Source organism: Bradyrhizobium sp. SZCCHNPS1003 (assembly GCF_032381555.1).
Classification (GTDB): domain Bacteria; phylum Pseudomonadota; class Alphaproteobacteria; order Rhizobiales; family Xanthobacteraceae; genus Bradyrhizobium.
In genome coordinates this window covers 633,353-650,914 of the sequence record NZ_JAUHIU010000001.1, presented here as the reverse complement: position 1 = coordinate 650,914, position 17,562 = coordinate 633,353, and the positions used below count along the sequence as shown (strand labels likewise).

The window sequence follows — 17,562 nt, the reverse complement described above, 5'->3', positions numbered from 1 at the left end:
GAATGGGGCTTTGCCGCCGTGCAGGGACCGATGCAGGAAGCGGCCGACGAGGCCGCGCGCGCCGTTGCCGGCCAGATCGATCCGGCGACGCTGCAGCCCAACTTCGGCACCGAGCAAGGCGCGATCTGGGTCATGCTCGGCGTCGCCACCGTGAACGTCATCCTCGGCGTCTGGCGGCCGCGGTTCACGAACCTGCCGGATTGAACCAGGCATTCGTCGGACGGCGCTTCCCGAGCCTCCGCCTTCTGCGCCGGCCCCGCCGTGCGCTCCCCTCCCCGCAAGGGGAAGGGGAGCGCACCGCCCCTGCTCTAGGGGGGGCGCTTGCGGATTTCGCGAAATTGCTCTTGCTATTTTTCCGAAACAATGCTTATCTCCTCCCATCCCGCCTCGTGCAGAGGGACGTACGCGTCGTCACGAACGTGGAGGTGGGCTGCGATGGACGTGACGGCTGTGCCAGACGAGCGCAGTCCGGCGCGGACGGCGAAGTCGTGTGGTCCTGGCCTCTCGACGCTGAGGTCAAGTCCGCAAGCGTTGCTTGACGGCACGCGCGGGCGATGGGGGCAAGAAAGCCGATCCCCAGGGAGAGCACGAAGGACACCGTTAAAACCGATCGCGCGGGGGAGGCCGGTTGTCAGGCCCGACCTGTGGTGACTGCCGCCTGCTTTTCTTGTTGCAGGCGGGCCATGGGCCGCGGTCAGCACCCGGCCTTCCCCGCGCCCTCTCATTTTCAGAGGGACGACTGCCGTATCACTCGGGTCCGACGGGCCGCGGGAACGCGACGACGCATGTCGATGATATCCGCAGCAAGACCTCACTCCCGCAACGCATCGCGTTCGATGAGCCGAGCATTTCGATTGGCCATGGGCGACGCCAGCGCCGCGGCGCCGACATCGTCCATGTCGAAGTCAATGTCGAAGCCTTCAGAGCTGCGTGGCGCGCAGCTCGATCGTGAGCGGCGCCGTCGTGCGCTTGGCGGCCGGATCGGCCGGCATCTGCAGCACGCGGGCGCGCTGGCCGGCGGCGAGGTCGGTGACCTTGACGATTCGGCCATTGGAGAATTCGAGCGCATCGTGATGTTCGGTCGGCTTGTTGGTGTCGACCTGGCGGAAGCGGGCGAGATGGGCGCCGACCTTGCGGCGGAAGAAGAAGCCCTTGATGCGGACATCGTCTTCGAAGGCGAGCTCCGTGCCCGGCCGCAGGCAGACGGCGGTCAACGGGTCGTCCTTGGTGCAGAAGCCGCGGGTCTCCGTGCCGGGAAATCGACAGGAGACCAGCACGTCGGCAGTTTTGGCATCGCGGGAAGCAACAGTATGGAGGCTGTAGTCACACATGGGGAGCTCCTGAAGGCCGCCAGCACTGAGGCCGCAACGGCGTAGCAGGAGAGTTGTTCCATGTTGTTGCAGCCCCTCTGTTCGAGAACTCCCGCCGCAGGACCGGCCGGCGGCGGGAACTCGCGATCAGGTGAGATGCGCAGCTTCTTCGGCCTCGTCCTCGGCGGCGCCCCAATGCGAGGCGTCCTTGATGGTCGGATCGATGAGCTCGCCGCGCAGCAGCGCCAGCGGCGACTTCCAATACAGCGCAATGTTGTGGAACGGGTCGGTCAGCACCTTGAAGGCCCAGATCAGGCCCGTCGAGACATCCTGCATTGCAAACAGTTGGATAACGCGAAACAGACCGCCGCCGATGCCGACCGCGAGCCAGAGCAGGCCGACGTGGCGGACGAAGTCCATCCGGCTGGCCGGCTCGGCGAACAGGCCGAACAGCGTCGGAAACGCGAACAGCGCCACCGGCACCAGACCCCACACCGTCAGCAGCACGATCTTGCGGGTCTGATTGTAGCCGACCTTGACCGCCTCCTTGTAGTCGTTGCTGACGCCGTTGACGTGGTCATAGCCGTTCGGTTCGAAGAAGAAGTGCCCGGTCTGCCGCGTCAGCATCGCGAGCCAGCCGACCAGGCCGGCCATCGCCGGATCCTTGAACAGCAGCGCATAGCACACGAGGAAGATCACGGCGCTGATCAGGTGCAGCGTCTGATTGATCCGGCTCTGATGATAGTAGCGATAGTCGTCGAAGCGCTGCGTCTGCAGCGTCTTGTAGTAGCGCGACATGCGAATCCCCGTGCCGTTGTGGAACGAGGCGAAGACGTAGAGGCCTTCAGTGAAGGTGGCGTGACATTATGATGTTGTCACAATGAAACCGACCGGGATCGGATCGGGAGCCGCAATGTGCGCAAGCGAGCGGACTCTGCGCCGGCGCACGACTCGCCGGCTGGTCTCTCTGTCTGCCGCAAAATGCGGAGAAGCGGCTTTGATCCGGATCAAAGCCGGCTGCCGATGTGGCGTGTTGTGGCCTGCATCAGCCGGCGGGCGACCTTGCCAGCCGGATCGCCTCGCTCAGGATCGCGCGGTCACCGATATGGTTGGCTAGCAGCAGCACCAGCCTGGCGTTCATGCGCAGGGCCTCGTCCTCGCTGAGGTCGCGCTGGCCGCCGATCAGCTCGGCATAGAAGTCGTCGGGATCGCTGATGTTCGGGGTGAGGGTCAGGCTCATGCCGCAAGCTCCTGCTGGACCGCGCCGCGCCTGCCGCAGGCGCGCCGGACCGCCTCCGTGATCGCGTTCTCGTCAAACTGCGGCCAGCGGGCGGTGACATATTGATCGGGACGGAACAGATAGGTCGTGCCGGGCGAGGCACCGTATCGTGCCGCGAGCAGGCCCTTGGCATCAGCGATGTCGCGGCCGACGACGATCACCCGCGCCGTGATGCCGTCGATGCTGAGCTGCTCGGCCGTGACGGCGTTGTCGAAGGTGACCACCGTGAAGCCCGAGCCAAGGCAGTTCAGCAACCAGCCGGGCTGTCCCGCGATCGTCACCGGCGCATCGGCGGCATTGGTGCCAGGCGTCATCGCCCCGGGGACGCTCCCGTCGTCAGGCGTGTTCAGCAACGACGCGACATAGGGCGTCGGCGTCGACAGCCGGCCGCTGTTGACCAGCGGCCGCGCAAAGCTGTGGTTCTGTGCGAGGTCGAGCACGGCGTCGCGATAAAGGCGGCTGGCTTGCGTCTTCGGCGTGATGAAGTCGGTCGCCCGTGTCGAGTTCAGGATATTGTCGTCGGCGGCAAAGGCGCGCTCCTCGTGATAGCTGTCGATCAGGCTCTCTGGCGCCTCGCCGCGCAGCACCAGCGCCAGCTTCCAGGCGAGGTTGTCGATGTCCTGCACGCCGGTGTTGGCGCCGCGGGCGCCGAACGGCGACACCTGGTGCGCCGCATCGCCCGCGAAGAGGACGCGGCCGTGACGGAAATTGTCGATCCGGCGGCAGGCGAACTGATAGATCGACACCCATTCCAGCTCGAATTCGGCGGTCTCGCCGAGCATCGCCCGGATGCGCGGGATCACGCGCTCGGGCTTTTTCTCTTCGTCCGGATTGGCGTCCCAGCCGAGCTGGAAGTCGATGCGCCAGATGTTGTCGGACTGGCGATGCAGCAGCACCGACTGCCCCGGATGGAACGGCGGATCGAACCAGAACCAGCGCTCGGTCGGATACTCCGCCTTCATCCTGACATCGGCGATCAAAAAGCGGTCCTGGAAGAACTGGCCCTTGAACTCAGCGCCGACCATGCGCCGGGTGTCAGAATTGGCGCCGTCACAGGCGATCACCCATTGCGCCTCCATGGTGAAGATGCCGTCGGGCGTCTCCACCGCGAGGCCAGCGCAGTCGTCGGTCTGCTTCAGGCTGACCAGCCGATGCTTCCAGCGCAGGTCGATCAGCGGCGTCCTGTTGCAAGCATCGACCAGAATCTCCTCGAGATAGTATTGTTGCAGGTTGATCATTGCCGGCCAGCGATGGTCGGGCTCGGGCAGCAAATCGAATTGATAAGAGAGCTGGTCGCGGAAGAAAACCTTGCCGATGTTCCAACTGACGCCCTTCTCGACCATCGGCGCGGCGCAACCGAGCCGATCCCAGATCTCGAGCGGGCGTTTGGCGTAGCACACGGCGCGGGAGCCGATGCTGACGGTATCGTTGTCATCGAGCACGACGACGGGCTGGCCGCGGGCAGCGAGATCGAGCGCCGCCGTCAGGCCGATCGGCCCGGCGCCGATCACGACGATCGGATGGCGGCGGGTCTCGCCGCTGCGCTGCTCCGCCGAGCAGACATAGGGAAATCGCGGATAGACATAGTTGCTCATGGCTGCCTCGCCTGGCGCGTTGCGGTCGGGACTGTCGGGACGAGCAATCGCTCAGTCGCTGCCTGCGAATTCCTTCTCGTGCATCCAGGCGGTGTGCCGCGGCGGCTTCTTGGTGGTCGCCCATTCGTCCACCATGGCGTGGGCGACCGACTTCATCCGCGCGATCTGGTCGGGCGTCGCGGTCCAGGCCGCGATCTCCAGCCGGTGGCCGCTCGGATCGTGGAAATAGATCGACTTGAAGATGGTGTGGTCGGTGATCCCGACGACGTCGAGGCCGGCGGCCTCCGCGCGTGCCTTCGCTTCCTCGAGCTCCTCCATGTCCTTGACCTGGAAGGCGATGTGCTGGGTCCATTCCGGGGTGTTGGGATCGCGTCCCATCGGCGGCGAGTTCGGCAGCTCGAAGAAGGCGAGGATATTACCGTTTCCCGCATCCAGGAAGATGTGCATGTACGGATCGGGCGCCTTGGTGGAGGGCACCTTGTCCTCGGCGATGGCGCCGAGCAGGTCCATGTTGAGGACCTTCTTGTAGAACTCGACCGTGGCCTTGGCGTCGACGCAGCGATAGGCGACGTGATGGATCTTCTCGATCTGCATGATTGTCCTCCCATGATCGTTGTTGGCAGAATAGTAACGAATGATACGATCGTTTGGCTTTGATCCAGATCAACCGGATCAGGATCGGATCGAGGTCGCCGGGATCGTTGGAAGGAACGAGGGGCAGAGGACGCAATGACAAAGCCGGTCACCGACATTCGCGACCGCAAGCAAGGCGAAGCGGCCACGGAGCGCGAGCTCCGGCTGCAGCGCTATTTTCCCTACCGGCTGGCCCGGCTCGCCGAACAGGTGTCGCTGGCGGTGGCGGAGGTCTATGCCGACCGCTTCGCGCTGTCGCGCCAGGAATGGCGGATCCTGGCGGCGCTCGGCGAGCAGCCGCGGTTGCCGACCAAGGAGATTGGCCGGCTGACGACGCTCGACAAGATGAACGTCAGCCGCGCCATGCAGAGCCTGGAGGCACGCGGCATCGTCAGCCGCAGCCGCGATCTCGCGGATGGACGGGAGCGGATCGTAGCGCTGACGGCCGCCGGCAGGGCGCTGTACCGCAGAATCGTGCCCCATGCGCTGGCGCGCGAGGCCGATCTGCTGAGCGTGCTTTCGGCCGCCGAGATCGCCACCCTGGACGCGGTCATCGACAAGCTGCTCGCGGCCGCCGAACGATCGGCCGGTGATCCCCCCGGTCGGAAGGCTTGATCGGTGCCGCCGCCGCGCTATATCGACGGTCTCTCTCCACCCTTGATAGCATGGGCCAACGCACGACGATGACCGACACCGCGACCGTTAGCCATTCCTTCCAGGCCGAAGTCTCCGAGCTGCTCCATCTGATGGTGCATTCGGTCTATTCCGAGACCGACATTTTCCTGCGCGAGCTGATTTCGAACGCCTCCGACGCCTGTGACAAGCTGCGTTACGAGGCGATCGCCAGGCCCGACCTGATCGGCGAGGGCGAGCCGCCGCAGATCCGCATCATTCCGAACAAGGCGGCGGATACGCTGACCATTGCCGACAGCGGCATCGGCATGGAGCGCCAGGAACTGATCGATCATCTCGGCACCATCGCCCGCTCCGGCACCAAGGCGTTCGTGCAGAAGCTGGCCGAGGCCAAGGACGGCACCGGCCTGATCGGCCAGTTCGGCGTCGGCTTCTACTCGGCCTTCATGGTCGCCGACCGCATCGTCGTGATCAGCCGCCGTGCCGGCGGCAGCGAGGTCTGGACCTGGACCTCCTCCGGCGGCGCCGGCTTCGAGGTCGCGCCCGCGTCCGAGGAGGACGCCAAGCGGGTGGCGCGCGGCACCGAGATCGTGCTGCACCTCAAGGACGACGCCAAGAAGTATCTCGAGGCCTACGAGATCGAGCGCATCGTCACCGCCTATTCCGACAACATCCAGTTCCCGATCATGCTGGTGCCGGAGGAGGGAGAGCCGCGCCAGATCAACTCCGCCAGCGCCCTGTGGCAGCGCTCGAAGTCCGAGCTGACTTCGGAGGATTACAGCAAGGCCTACAAGTCGATCGCCCATGCGTTCGACGAGCCGGCGATGACGCTGCACTACCGCGCCGAGGGCCGCTATTCCTATGCGGTGCTGCTGTTCGCGCCGTCGACCAAGCCGTTCGACCTGTTCGAGCCCGCGCGCAAGGGCAAGGTCAAGCTCTATGTCCGGCGCGTCTTCATCACCGACGACGCCGACCTGATGCCGGCCTATCTGCGCTTCATCCGTGGCGTGATCGACAGCGAGGACCTGCCGCTCAACCTGTCGCGCGAGATGCTGCAGAACAATCCGCAACTGGCGCAGATCCGGAAAGCCGTGACGACGCGGGTGATCAGCGAATTGGAGCAGCTCGCCGACAAGGACGCCGAGAACTTCGACAAGATCTGGGATTCGTTCGGCGCCGTCATCAAGGAAGGTCTGTACGAGGATTTCGAGCGCCGCGACAAGCTGCTGGCGCTGGCGCGCTTCACCACGACATCGGGCGAGAAGCGCTCGCTGAAGCAATATGTCGAGGGGCTCAAGGAGAACCAGACCGAGATCTATTTCCTGGTCGGTGACAGCATCGAGCGGCTGAAGTCCAATCCGCGGCTCGAAGCCGCCAAGGCGCGCGGCGTCGAGGTGCTGCTGCTCACTGATCCGGTCGATGCGTTCTGGACCTCGGCGAGGCTCGAATATGACGGCAAGCCGCTGAAGTCGCTGAGCCAGGGCGACATCAACTTCGATCCGATCCCGGTGACCGAGCCGAAGCCTGAGGACGAGGCACAGCCGGCCGCCGACGAGGCCAACACGATCGCGCTGATCAAGGCAAGCCTCGGCGACCACGTCACCGACGTGAAGGTCTCGACCCGGCTTACCACCAGTGCCTCGTGTCTGGTCGCCGGCAGCCATGGTCCCGATCGCGAGCTGGAGCGCATCCTGTCGCAGCAGGCGCGCGGCGCCCGCACAAAGCCGATTCTGGAGATCAATCTGCGCCATCCGCTGGTCGTCGCGGTCGCGAAGGCCGCCGCCGACAAGGCCAAGGTCGGCGACCTGTCGTTCCTGCTGCTCGAGCAGGCGCAGATTCTCGACGGCGAACTGCCGGAGGATCCGGCCGCGTTCGCGGCCCGGCTCAACCGGCTGGTGCTGCAGGGCGTCGCGGCGGCCTGAGGCAGGCGGGTCGCCGGGCGCAGAGGTCAGTTCTTCGCGCTCACCTGCGGGACCAGCTTGCGCCAGTGCATGATCTCGGCGCGGTAGGTCGCGGCATAGACGCCGACGTCGCCGGTGAGCGGCGTGGCGCCGACCTCCGCGAACTGCCTGCTGATGTCGGGATCGGCCAGCGCGGCGTTGATCTCGCGGTTGAGCAGCTCAACGATGGCTTCCGGCGTGCCGTGCGGCACTGCGACGCCATAGAAGCCGGAGGTTTCGAACGCCGGCAGCACGTCGGCGACCGGCGGCAGATCGGGGAAGGCGGCGGCGCGCTCGCGGGTCGACACCGCCAGCGCCCGGACCTTGCCGCTGCGCAACAGGTCGACGGCGGAAGCGGCGTTGTCGAACATCGCGTGGATGTGGCCGGAGGCGAGGTCAGTCAAGGCCGGCCCCGAGCCACGATAGTGCACGGTGGACCAGGTGATGCCGCCGAGGGTCCGGAACAGCTCGGCCGACAGCAGTTGGACGGTGCCGGGGCCGGCGGAGCCGACGCTGAGCGTGCCCGGGTTGGCCTTGGCATAGGCCAGGAATTCGGGCAGCGTCTTGACCGGCAGCTGCCGGCTGACCAACAGCAGCAGCGGCATGCGCGCCATGCCCGCGACGGGGATGAGATCGCCGTCGGCGCCGGGCGGGCCGTCGGTCGAGGCCGTGATGACGTTGGCGGTCGAGGTCGCAAGGATCGTGTAACCGTCCGGCGGGGCGCTCGCGACGTTCTTGGTGGCGGTCGCGCCGCCCGCACCCGGCCGGTGATCGAGCACGAAGGGCTGGCCCAGTCGGCGGGTCAGCCGGTCGCAGATCAAGAGCGACAGCCGGCCGGTGGCCCCACCCGGAGCAAACGGAATGACCCAGGTGACAGGCTGAGCCGGATAGGGCGCATCAACTCCGGCGAACGCCGTGGTCGAAGTCATGGCTGCAACGCTGCTCCAGGCGGCGCAGCGCAGCAATGCGCGTCGTGTCATCGTGTCCTTGGGCATGCCGGCCTTCGCGTTGGCATGTTCTGGGAGCGGTACGCTAACCGGCATTTCCGAGAACTTCGTAAAGGATCGCATTCGCATCAACAGCGACGCACTCTCGGCCGGTTAACCCTCCCGGTTAACGGCTGGTCAGGCCGGTGGGCTTATAAGCGCCCCGGATTGAGGTGGGGGCAGTCATGAACTCCGAGCGGGCGGACCGGTCTGTGGAACTCAGCACGTCCCCTCGAAGGCCGTCGGCGGCAAAGATCTGGCTGAAGGCGATCGAGCTGACCTCGCGCATCGAGGCAGAGCCGGCGCGGCTGTTCGCCGACGTGGTGGACGACTGGGCTGCGAAGCAGCCCGAACGGCCGGCGCTGGTCTCCGATCGCGAGACGCTGAGCTATTCCGCCCTGTCTGCGCGCATCAACCGATACGCCCGCTGGGCGCTGGCCAACGGCATCGGGCCTGGTCACACGGTCGCTTTGATGATGCCGAGCCGACCCGACTACCTGGCCGCCTGGTTTGGGATCAGCCGCGTCGGCGGCGTGGTTGCGCTCATCAACACCAATCTGATCGGACCGTCGCTCGCGCATTGCATCAATGTGGCTCGGCCAGTCCATGTGATCGTCTCCAAGGACTTCCACGAAGCCTATACGGAGGTTGCGCCGGTGATCGCGGGCGGGCCGCGTGTCTGGGTTGCCGATGGCGGCGATCTCGACGTCGCGGTCGCCGCGATGGATACGCACGCGCTCGACGCAACTGAGCGCCGCGCCGTGACGATCAACGACCGCGCGCTGCTGATCTACACCTCCGGCACGACGGGCCTGCCCAAGGCTGCCAGCATCAGCCATCGCCGCATCATGAACTGGGGCGGCTGGTTTGCCGGCCTCACCGGTGCAGGTCCCGACGATCGCCTCTATGACTGTCTGCCTGTCTATCATTCCGTCGGCGGCATCGTCGCGCCCTGCAGCATGCTGCGCGCCGGCGGTGCGGCGGTGCTCGCCGAGAAATTCTCGGCGAGCAATTTCTGGCGCGACATCGTTCGTCACGATTGCACGCTGGTGCAATATATCGGCGAGCTCTGCCGCTACCTGCTGGCCGCCGCGCCATCCGATTTCGACAGCGCCCATCGGCTGCGGCTCGCCTGCGGCAACGGAATGCGCGGTGACGTCTGGGAGGCGTTCCAGGCGCGCTTCGTCATTCCCCAGGTGCTGGAATTCTATGCCGCGACCGAAGGCAACTTCTCACTCTACAATGTCGAGGGCAGGGTGGGATCGATCGGGCGCGTGCCGTCGCTGCTCGCGCATCGCTTTCCCGCCGAAATCATCAAGCTGGACGCCGACCAGCGCGCACCCTTGCGCGGACCCGATGGGCGGTGCCTGGTCTGCGCGCGCGGCGAGATCGGCGAAGCCATTGGCCGCATCGGTACGGCGGACCAGGGAGGCGGCCGCTTCGAGGGCTATACCGACACGGGCGAGACGGAGAAGAAGATCCTGCGCGACGTCTTCGCGAAGGGCGATGCCTGGTTCCGCACCGGCGACCTGATGCGCCAGGATGACCAAGGCTTCTTCTATTTCGTCGATCGCGTCGGCGACACCTTCCGCTGGAAGGGCGAGAACGTCGCGACCAGCGAGGTGAACGAGGCGATCCTGCAATGTCCCGGCGTGTTGGAAGCATCGACCTATGGTGTCGTCGTGCCCGGCAGGGACGGACGTGCCGGCATGGCTGCGCTCGTCGTCGGCGACAGCTTCGATCTCGATCGCCTCTCCGTAGAACTTGCCTGCCGGTTGCCGCCCTATGCGCGGCCGGTGGCGCTCCGCATCACGTCGTCGCTGCAGTCGACCGAAACATTCAAGCAGAAGAAGCAGGAGCTGATGCGCGACGGCTTCGATCCGTCGATCGTGCACGAGCCGCTCTACGTGCGGGACGCCGGGACGGGTGCCTATTGCCCGCTCGATCGGGCTCTCCATGCGCGGATCCTCGCCGGCGAGGTTCGTTTGTAGATGATTTTAATCATAGGCCATGATGGGTATTTACCAACGGTCCCGAAAGATGGCTGGGAAGTCCGGCTTCCTTCACCTTCTCGTCCTATGGTCGGTTTCATCGTTTGAACAGTGAGCGGATTGGCCCATGTCGGTACGGTTAAGAATCATTGCAGCGATCAAGCAGATTGCGGACGAGCAGAAGGTCAAGCTGCCGCCGCTGACCGACGAGCTGACGTTGCACGAGACCGGCTTCGACTCGCTCGCTTTTGCCATCCTGGTCGCCCGTCTCGAGGACGATCTCGGCGTCGATCCGTTCACACTGTCCGAGGATGTGACGTTCCCCAACACGATAGGCGACTTCATCGGGGCCTATGAGAATGTCCCCGCGTGAGATCTTCGCCCTTCGCGACCATCTCGGGACCGCGCTGACCGAGCGGACGATCTCCGATCCGCGTCACGTCCTATCGCTCGCCGAGCTCTCGCGTGGAAGCTGCCTCGGCGGCCGCACCAAAGAGCTCAACGGACGTTCGGTGCTGCTGGCGACCTCCGGCCAGTTGCTCGCCGGCCTCGCGCTGATCGAGATCGACGGCGTCGCGGGGCGCCTGCTGTTGTGTCCGCCGGATCTCAAGGGCGAGCATCTCGCCAGCATCATCGCCGATGCGGACATCGACGTCATTGTGACCGATGAGGTCCAGCGTTTCGACGCCTGCGGCGTGGATCTCGTGATCGAGGTCGCCCTGCCGCAACCTTCTGTCGAGGTGGTGCAGACGGTGCGCGCCACCGAATGGCTGATGCTGACATCAGGCACATCGGGCGTGCCGAAGATTGTCGGGCATACGCTCGAGGGCCTGTGCGGCGCGATCATCGGCGACCGTCCAGGTCCTGGCGAAGCGATGCCGGTGTGGGCGACCTTCTACGACATTCGCCGCTATGGCGGCCTGCAGATCTTCCTGCGTGCCATCGTCGGCGGCGGCTCGATGGTGCTGTCGGATCCGGGCGAGGGGCTCACGGACCACATCGCGCGTCTCAACGCACGCGGCGTCACTCACATGTCCGGAACGCCGTCGCATTGGCGCAAGCTGCTGATGAGCGGATCGGTCGACGGCTTTGCGCCGTGCTATGTGCGTCTCTCAGGCGAGATCGCCGACCAGGCCGTGCTCGACGGATTGAAGCAGGCATTTCCCGACGCTTCGATCGGTCATGCCTACGCCTCGACGGAGGCCGGCGTCGGCTTCGCGGTCAATGATGGGCTGGAGGGTTTTCCTGCGACGCTGCTCGGCGAGGGCCGCGGTGCCGTCGACATGAAGGTCGTCGACGGTTCGCTGCGCATCCGCTCCAGGCGCGCGGCGCACGCCTATGTCGGACGCGCTGCGGCTGCCCTGACCGATACGGACGGCTATGTCGACACCGGCGACATGGTCGAGCTGCGCGGCGATCGCTACTACTTCGTCGGGCGCCGGAACGGCATCATCAATGTCGGCGGGCTCAAGGTCCATCCCGAAGAGATCGAAGCCGTGATCAATGGCCATCCCGAGGTGCGGATGTCGCGCGCCAAGTCGCGACGCAGCCCGATCACCGGCGGCATCGTCGTGGCCGAGGTCGTGCTGACGGTGGATGCCGATCCGGCGCGGAGTGAGACGGTTCGCAACGAGATCCTCGCCGCGTGTCGCGCGCGTCTCGCGGCTCACAAGGTGCCGGCGATGATCCGCGTCGTGCCAGCGCTCGACGTCACACCGGCCGGCAAGCTGGCGCGCGCCGATGCATAATGTTCTCGTCACCGGCGGCAGCCGTGGCATCGGGCTCGCCATCGCGCGCAGGCTCGCGGGAGCGGGCTATGACGTCATCGCGGTGGCCCGCCGGGAGAGCGACGAACTGCGCGCAGCGATGGCCGAGTTCAGCGCCAGCAGCGCCGGCATTCATTTCCGCGCCTGCGACCTCAGCGTCGTTGACGACCTTCCGGCCTTCGTGAAGTCGGTCCGCGACGAGTTCGGTCCGCTCTATGGTCTCGTCAACAATGCCGGTCTCGGCACTGAAGGGCTGCTCGCGACCATGCACAATTCGGAGATCGAGGCGCTGGTGCGGCTCAACGTGCTGGCGCCGATGATCCTGACGAAATACGTCGTTCGCCACATGATGGCCGCGGGCGAAGGGCGGGTGATCAACATCTCCTCGATCATCGCCTCTACCGGCTACAACGGCCTGTCCGTCTACGGCGCGACCAAGGCGGCCGCCAACGGCTTCACGCGCTCGCTGGCGCGCGAGGTCGGCAAGGTCGGCATCACCGTGAACGCGATCGCGCCGGGCTTCATCGCCACCGAGCTGACGCAGAGCATGGACGAGGAGCAACAGCGGCGCATCGCCGGCCGGAGCGCGTTGCGGCGGCTGCCGGAAACCGATGACGTGGCCGCGATGGTTGAATTCCTGCTCGGCGACGGCGGGCGCAATGTCACCGGCACCGTGCTGACGGTCGACGCAGGCAATACCGCCTGAGGCCATTTGCGGCAATCGGTCGCTCTTGCCGTTGATTTCGCTCAAGCGTCCGACGGGCGGCAGCAGCGATAGTGCCGGCGCAATTCGGAACCGGTATCCATGTTCGAGCGCATTCTGCGGTGGAGCCTCGTCGCAATCGCAATCGCGGGCCTCGCCGCGGGCGGGCTCGCGCATGTGGTCGGTCGCCCCGATCTTGCCGGGATCGCGTTCACGGCCTCGACCGTTCCTGTTATCCTCGGGCTGATCGTCTCGATCGTCCGCGATTTCCTGGCCGGCCGCATCGGCGTCGACGCGATTGCGCTGGTGTCGATGAGCGCGGCAATCATCCTCGGCGAGCCGCTGGCCGGCGCTGTCGTGGCGCTGATGTATGCTGGCGGCAACGTGCTGGAAGACATTGCCGTCGCCCGCGCCGAGCACGATCTGCGCGCGCTGGTCGATCGCGCGCCGCGCGAGGCGCATCGCCGCCGTGGCGACGACATCGACAACGTTCCGATCGCCAGCGTCGCGGTCGGTGATCGCCTGATGGTCCGCGCCGGCGAAATCATCCCGGTCGATGGCATGGTCGAAGCGACGATCGCCGTCGTCGACGAGTCGGCGCTCACGGGTGAGCCGATCCCGGTGACGAAGACGCGCGGGATGGCGATCCTTTCGGGATCGGTGAACGCCGGCGACACGTTCGAAATGGTGGTCACGGCCACCGCGGGCGAAAGCACCTATGCCGGCATCGTCAAGCTGGTGACGACGGCCCAGACCGCGAAGGCGCCGTTCGTGCGGCTTGCCGACCGCTATGCCCTGATCTTTCTGCCCGTCAGCCTCGCCATTGCGGCGGCCGCCTGGTTCGCCTCGGGCGATCTGATCCGGAGCCTCGCGGTGCTGGTCGCCGCGACGCCCTGCCCGTTGATCCTCGCCGCACCCGTGGCCTTCATCGCGGGGGTCGCGCAGGCCGCGCGCAGCGGCATCCTGGTCAAGGGCGGCGGCAAGCTGGAGGCGCTCGCGCGTGCCCATACCGTGCTGTTCGACAAGACGGGCACGCTGACCGTCGGCGGCGCGCGGCTGCTCTCGGTCGACGCGGCACCGGGCGAGGACGCCGATGCGGTACTGCTGCTCTGCGCATCGCTCGAGCAGGCCTCGCACCACGTGGTGGCGCACGCGATCGTTCAGGCCGGCCAGGCCCGCGGGCTGAAGCTGAAGGTGCCCGAACAGGTCAGGGAGACCATGGGCTCGGGCCTCGAAGGGCTGATCGATGGCCGCCCTGTGATGGCCGGCTCGCGCGACCTCGTGCTCGGCAGCCGCACGCCGCCGGCTTGGGCGGCGCGCGCGATCCGCCGGGCGTCATGGCGTTCAGCCCTGATCGTCTTCGTTGCCGTCGAGGGGCGCCCGATCGGGGCGCTGCTGCTGGCCGACGAGCTGCGCGCGGATACGCCGCGGGCGATCCGCTGGCTGCGCGAGGCCGGCATCGCGCGCATGGTCATGGTGACCGGGGACCGCGCCGCGGCCGCGCAGGCGATCGGCGCGGCGCTCGACCTCGACGCCGTGCTGGCGGACCGTGTCCCCTCCGACAAGGTGGAGGCGGTCAAGACCGAGCAGCGGCTGCATCCCACGATCATGGTCGGCGACGGCATCAACGATGCCCCTGCGCTGGCCTCCGCCGATGTCGGCATCGCGCTCGGCGCCCGCGGCGCCAGCGCCTCGTCGGAAGCCGCCGACGTGGTCATTCTCGCCGATCGGCTCGATCGGGTGGGCGAGGCGATCGTGATCGCGCAGCGCGCCCGGCGCATCGCCCTGGAGAGCATCTTCGTCGGCATGGGCCTGTCGTTTGTCGCGATGGGGGCCGCCGCCTTCGGCCTGCTGCAGCCGGTGCCCGCCGCACTGGCCCAGGAGGCCATCGACGTCGCCGTCATCCTGAACGCGCTCCGCGCTTTGTTCCCGGCTGGCCGCAGCAAGGCCGGCCGGATCACGGCCGAAGACGGCCGCGGGCTCAGGCATGATCACCAGGCGCTGCTGCGCGGCCTCGACCGCCTGCGCTCGATCGTCGATGCGCTCGACGAGGCCTCGCCCGACGGCGCCGTCGCGCTGATCATGGAGGCGAACGGCCTGGTGCAGGACAAGGTCGTGGCGCATGAGCGCGACGACGAAGGCTCGGTCTATCCGAAGCTCGCGCGGCTCCTGCAGGAGAGCCATGGCCTGTCGGCGATGAGCCGGGCGCATCGCGAGATCCTGCATCTGGCGCGGCTGCTCGGCCGGCTGGTCGAGGATCTGCCGTCCGAGCATGTGGACCGCTATCTGATCCGCGATGCGCAACGGGTGATCGAGGCGATCGAGACGCTGGTGCGCATGCACACGGCGCAGGAGGACGACATCTACGAGGCCGTGGTGGCGCGCTCGGCCGCCTGAGCCGTTCGCGTCAGCCCGGATGCCGCGGCAGGTCGATCCGCTCGTTGGCAAATTCCGCAGGACCTTCGATCAGGCGGCGAATCCGCCGCTGGCGCTCGTCGGCCGCCAGGTTCGGGTCGAGCATCCGATCGATCAGCCGGATCGCATTCTGCTCGATGGCGACGGGATCCCGCGACGTGAGCTGCCCTGTTGCTGCCGGCCGCGATGCATGCAGGCCGATCGTGAGCAATTGGCCGATGGCGTCGGAGCGTGTCATCTGGTGGGCCTCCGCCCAGGCGTCGATCTCGGCGGTGAGCTCCTGGGACAGCTTCACCGCACTCACCGCATCATGCCCCAGCCGGACGGCCGGGCTGTGATCCCTGCGGACGTCGGAGAATGGCGTCATGTGTTTGCCGGACGTCATCTGCCTGTTGATCATATTAGCCTAAAATATGCGGGAGGGACTGGGATTTGATTTCGATCAAGGACGTCCTAAGAAAGCGGCTTCTCGCGGCGGTTCCGCCGCCGGATGCCACGCGTGTCGCTGCCGCCAGGCGGGCCACGGAGCACAATACCGCAGACAGTCGGCAAGCCCATGCGATTCCTCCACACCTTCCAGGTCTATGATTTCCTCGACACGCTCGTCAGCCTGTTCACGGCTTTCGTGCTGGGGACGCTGATCGGCGCCGAGCGGCAATACCGGCAGCGCAGCGCCGGGCTGCGCACCAACGTGCTGGTGGCCGTCGGCGCGGCCGCCTTCGTCGACCTCGGCAACCGCCTCACCGGCGCCGACGGCGCGGTGCGGATCATCGCCTATGTGGTGTCGGGGATCGGCTTCCTCGGCGCCGGCACGATCATGAAGGAGGGCATGAACGTCCGCGGGCTCAACACCGCCGCGACGCTGTGGGCGTCCGCCGCGGTCGGCGCCTGCGCCGGCGCCGACCTGATCGCGCAATCGGTGGCGCTGACCGTGTTCGTGCTGGCCGGCAACACGCTGCTGCGGCCGCTGGTCAACGCGATCGATCGCATCCCGCTCAATGCGCAGACGTCGGAGGCGCACTACGAGATCGTCCTGACCACCGACGGGCTGCGCGCCGCCGAGCTGCGCGAGGCGCTCGACGAGCGGCTGGAGGCGGCCAAATACCCGGTGCGGGAGACCGAGGTCGTCTATCGGTCGGAGGACATCGTCGAGATCGTCGCGACGCTGGTGCCGCTCGCGGTCGATACGGTCGATCTCGACCGCGTCGTGTCCGAGCTGGCGAAGCTCGCCGGGGTCCGTCATGCGACCTGGAACGTCAGAGCGCTGGTGTGACGGCATTGGCCGACTAGCATCGCCGCACCGGCGGCGGGGCGCTCGCCACACCTCGTGGCTGCCGGCCGCCGGCGGTCGTCGCAAGCTCCCCACCCACGTCATGGTTCGACATCCCCCGCATCGCTCATCGCGCCCATGCGAAAGTTCCATGTCGCGCCTGAACCATCGCTGAATGCAGCGCCGTCAGTCGTCGGGCGTGCGGCAGCTCCGTCGTCAGTGCCCGCCGCGGGCGAAGATCTCGTAGAAGCCGAGCACGATCTCGCAGGCGATCAGGATGACGACGATCACCTCGAGCCGCAGCGAGCGCTTGGTGTCGATGATGTCGGCGAGCGTGGTCGCCGTCTCGGCGATCACCGCGAGCTTGCGGTTGAGGGTTTCCTCCCGTTCCTTCAGCTCATACTCGTCCTCGAGCCGCGCATAGAGCCGCTCCAGATCGGGCCGGTCCCACAACACGTCCGGCTTCTCGCCGACCGCCACGCGGCCGGAGACCCGGTGCTGCACCAGCAGCGCCTCGCCGAGCAGCTTGAGCATCGCCACCCGGCTCTTCGAGGTTCGCCCCAGCATAGCCAGCTCGCGCGCGAATGGCTCGATGGTGTCGAACACGTTGGCGATCTCGCGCTCGCTGCGGCCGAGCACGACGCTTTTCGCCAGCGCATCGGCGACGATGAGCAGTCGCTCCAGCGACAATTCCTTGACCAGGACCGGGCCGCCGACCGGGATTGGCTCGTCGGATTCGCGCGCGACCTGGACCTTGGCCGTCTCTTCCTCGTGCGGCGCGATCGGGCCGAACAGCCGCGCGCTCAGCCGGTCGAGGAAGTTGATCTCCTCGGCCACCGACAGGCCGATGAAGACGACGACGCCATAGCGGAAGACCACGGCGACTCCCGTCTCGCCGATGCGGACCGCAAGCGGCGTCGCCGACAGCACCTGGCCTTCGAAGCCGGCGGTATTGATGCGGTCCGCGATCTGGAGCGCGCGGGCGGCGAGTTGTGGAACGGGGGAGGAGTCGGCCATGATGGCGAAAGGCTAGCACGTCAT

The 17,562-nt window shown here is 66.7% G+C and carries 17 protein-coding genes; 9 read left to right on the top strand and 8 right to left on the bottom strand.

Annotated features, from left to right (window positions below; genetic code table 11):
* Positions 1-30 precede the first annotated feature (30 nt).
* Complete coding sequence (locus QX126_RS03010) at positions 31-204, top strand: hypothetical protein (RefSeq protein ID WP_315736421.1); 174 nt, start codon at positions 31-33, stop codon at positions 202-204.
* 716 nt (positions 205-920) lie between these two features.
* Here QX126_RS03010 and QX126_RS03005 read toward each other — a convergent pair.
* From QX126_RS03005 to QX126_RS02985, 5 genes are all read right to left on the bottom strand, one after another.
* Positions 921-1,331 carry a hypothetical protein gene (locus QX126_RS03005; protein WP_315736422.1) on the bottom strand — a complete coding sequence of 137 codons (411 nt, stop codon included), beginning with the start codon at positions 1,329-1,331 and terminating at the stop codon, positions 921-923.
* A 126-nt stretch (positions 1,332-1,457) separates the two neighbouring features.
* Positions 1,458-2,108, bottom strand: a complete 651-nt coding sequence (locus QX126_RS03000; protein WP_315777682.1) for an Mpo1-like protein — start codon at positions 2,106-2,108, stop codon at positions 1,458-1,460.
* Between the two features lie 247 nt (positions 2,109-2,355).
* The gene (locus QX126_RS02995; RefSeq protein ID WP_315736424.1) at positions 2,356-2,550 is read right to left on the bottom strand and encodes a DUF2783 domain-containing protein; all 195 of its coding nucleotides are present in this window, start codon (positions 2,548-2,550) and stop codon (positions 2,356-2,358) included.
* The gene (locus tag QX126_RS02990; protein WP_315779212.1) at positions 2,547-4,184 is read right to left on the bottom strand and encodes an FAD-dependent oxidoreductase; all 1,638 of its coding nucleotides are present in this window, start codon (positions 4,182-4,184) and stop codon (positions 2,547-2,549) included. Before QX126_RS02990 ends, QX126_RS02995 begins: the two co-directional genes overlap by 4 nt.
* Positions 4,185-4,235: 51 nt before the next feature.
* Positions 4,236-4,778: a VOC family protein gene (locus tag QX126_RS02985; protein WP_315736426.1), complete on the bottom strand. Its 543-nt coding sequence runs from the start codon at positions 4,776-4,778 to the stop codon at positions 4,236-4,238.
* Positions 4,779-4,913: 135 nt separating this feature from the next.
* Here QX126_RS02985 and QX126_RS02980 point away from each other — a divergent pair, with 135 nt between their 5' ends.
* A complete protein-coding gene (locus QX126_RS02980) occupies positions 4,914-5,432 on the top strand; it encodes a MarR family winged helix-turn-helix transcriptional regulator (RefSeq protein ID WP_315736427.1) in 519 nt (172 codons plus the stop codon).
* A gap of 68 nt (positions 5,433-5,500) precedes the next feature.
* Entirely contained in the window at positions 5,501-7,372 is a 1,872-nt protein-coding gene (htpG, locus tag QX126_RS02975; protein ID WP_315779210.1) for a molecular chaperone HtpG, read from the top strand.
* Positions 7,373-7,398: 26 nt separating this feature from the next.
* Here the strand turns inward: htpG and QX126_RS02970 are convergent, their stop codons facing one another.
* Positions 7,399-8,385, bottom strand: a complete 987-nt coding sequence (locus tag QX126_RS02970) for a tripartite tricarboxylate transporter substrate binding protein (protein WP_315779208.1) — start codon at positions 8,383-8,385, stop codon at positions 7,399-7,401.
* Positions 8,386-8,561: 176 nt separating this feature from the next.
* Between QX126_RS02970 and QX126_RS02965 the strand changes: the two genes are divergently transcribed.
* The 5 genes from QX126_RS02965 (at position 8,562) to QX126_RS02945 (ending at position 15,233) form a co-directional block, all read left to right on the top strand.
* Positions 8,562-10,367 (top strand): long-chain-acyl-CoA synthetase, encoded by a 1,806-nt coding sequence (locus QX126_RS02965; protein WP_315779206.1) that lies wholly within the window; start codon positions 8,562-8,564, stop codon positions 10,365-10,367.
* Between the two features lie 127 nt (positions 10,368-10,494).
* Positions 10,495-10,740: an acyl carrier protein gene (locus QX126_RS02960; RefSeq protein WP_315716519.1), complete on the top strand. Its 246-nt coding sequence runs from the start codon at positions 10,495-10,497 to the stop codon at positions 10,738-10,740.
* Positions 10,727-12,115, top strand: coding sequence for an AMP-binding protein (locus QX126_RS02955; RefSeq protein WP_315779204.1), 1,389 nt, complete (start codon positions 10,727-10,729; stop codon positions 12,113-12,115). Before QX126_RS02960 ends, QX126_RS02955 begins: the two co-directional genes overlap by 14 nt.
* Complete coding sequence (locus tag QX126_RS02950) at positions 12,108-12,839, top strand: SDR family NAD(P)-dependent oxidoreductase (RefSeq protein ID WP_315736432.1); 732 nt, start codon at positions 12,108-12,110, stop codon at positions 12,837-12,839. The genes QX126_RS02955 and QX126_RS02950 overlap by 8 nt, the downstream gene beginning before the upstream one ends.
* 99 nt (positions 12,840-12,938) lie before the next feature.
* Positions 12,939-15,233, top strand: coding sequence for a heavy metal translocating P-type ATPase (locus tag QX126_RS02945; protein WP_315779202.1), 2,295 nt, complete (start codon positions 12,939-12,941; stop codon positions 15,231-15,233).
* A gap of 10 nt (positions 15,234-15,243) precedes the next feature.
* Here QX126_RS02945 and QX126_RS02940 read toward each other — a convergent pair whose 3' ends face one another.
* Positions 15,244-15,651 (bottom strand): hypothetical protein, encoded by a 408-nt coding sequence (locus tag QX126_RS02940; protein ID WP_315736434.1) that lies wholly within the window; start codon positions 15,649-15,651, stop codon positions 15,244-15,246.
* Between the two features lie 156 nt (positions 15,652-15,807).
* Between QX126_RS02940 and QX126_RS02935 the strand changes: the two genes are divergently transcribed.
* On the top strand, positions 15,808-16,524 hold the full coding sequence (locus tag QX126_RS02935) for an MgtC/SapB family protein (RefSeq protein WP_315736435.1): 717 nt from the start codon (positions 15,808-15,810) through the stop codon (positions 16,522-16,524).
* A 213-nt stretch (positions 16,525-16,737) separates the two neighbouring features.
* Here QX126_RS02935 and QX126_RS02930 read toward each other — a convergent pair whose 3' ends face one another.
* The gene (locus tag QX126_RS02930) at positions 16,738-17,538 is read right to left on the bottom strand and encodes an RMD1 family protein (protein ID WP_409999066.1); all 801 of its coding nucleotides are present in this window, start codon (positions 17,536-17,538) and stop codon (positions 16,738-16,740) included.
* Between the last annotated feature and the right edge of the window lie 24 nt (positions 17,539-17,562).

Excerpts from the sequence above, each read along its gene's own strand:
- QX126_RS03010 (WP_315736421.1), top strand. The coding sequence starts at position 31 with ATGCAGGAAGCGGCCGACGAGGCCGCGCGCGCCGTTGCCGGCCAGATC.
- QX126_RS03005 (WP_315736422.1), bottom strand. The coding sequence starts at position 1,331 with ATGTGTGACTACAGCCTCCATACTGTTGCTTCCCGCGATGCCAAAACT.
- QX126_RS03000 (WP_315777682.1), bottom strand. The coding sequence starts at position 2,108 with ATGTCGCGCTACTACAAGACGCTGCAGACGCAGCGCTTCGACGACTAT.
- QX126_RS02995 (WP_315736424.1), bottom strand. The coding sequence starts at position 2,550 with ATGAGCCTGACCCTCACCCCGAACATCAGCGATCCCGACGACTTCTAT.
- QX126_RS02990 (WP_315779212.1), bottom strand. The coding sequence starts at position 4,184 with ATGAGCAACTATGTCTATCCGCGATTTCCCTATGTCTGCTCGGCGGAG.
- QX126_RS02985 (WP_315736426.1), bottom strand. The coding sequence starts at position 4,778 with ATGCAGATCGAGAAGATCCATCACGTCGCCTATCGCTGCGTCGACGCC.
- QX126_RS02980 (WP_315736427.1), top strand. The coding sequence starts at position 4,914 with ATGACAAAGCCGGTCACCGACATTCGCGACCGCAAGCAAGGCGAAGCG.
- htpG (WP_315779210.1), top strand. The coding sequence starts at position 5,501 with ATGACCGACACCGCGACCGTTAGCCATTCCTTCCAGGCCGAAGTCTCC.
- QX126_RS02970 (WP_315779208.1), bottom strand. The coding sequence starts at position 8,385 with ATGCCCAAGGACACGATGACACGACGCGCATTGCTGCGCTGCGCCGCC.
- QX126_RS02965 (WP_315779206.1), top strand. The coding sequence starts at position 8,562 with ATGAACTCCGAGCGGGCGGACCGGTCTGTGGAACTCAGCACGTCCCCT.
- QX126_RS02960 (WP_315716519.1), top strand. The coding sequence starts at position 10,495 with ATGTCGGTACGGTTAAGAATCATTGCAGCGATCAAGCAGATTGCGGAC.
- QX126_RS02955 (WP_315779204.1), top strand. The coding sequence starts at position 10,727 with ATGTCCCCGCGTGAGATCTTCGCCCTTCGCGACCATCTCGGGACCGCG.
- QX126_RS02950 (WP_315736432.1), top strand. The coding sequence starts at position 12,108 with ATGCATAATGTTCTCGTCACCGGCGGCAGCCGTGGCATCGGGCTCGCC.
- QX126_RS02945 (WP_315779202.1), top strand. The coding sequence starts at position 12,939 with ATGTTCGAGCGCATTCTGCGGTGGAGCCTCGTCGCAATCGCAATCGCG.
- QX126_RS02940 (WP_315736434.1), bottom strand. The coding sequence starts at position 15,651 with ATGATCAACAGGCAGATGACGTCCGGCAAACACATGACGCCATTCTCC.
- QX126_RS02935 (WP_315736435.1), top strand. The coding sequence starts at position 15,808 with ATGCGATTCCTCCACACCTTCCAGGTCTATGATTTCCTCGACACGCTC.
- QX126_RS02930 (WP_409999066.1), bottom strand. The coding sequence starts at position 17,538 with ATGGCCGACTCCTCCCCCGTTCCACAACTCGCCGCCCGCGCGCTCCAG.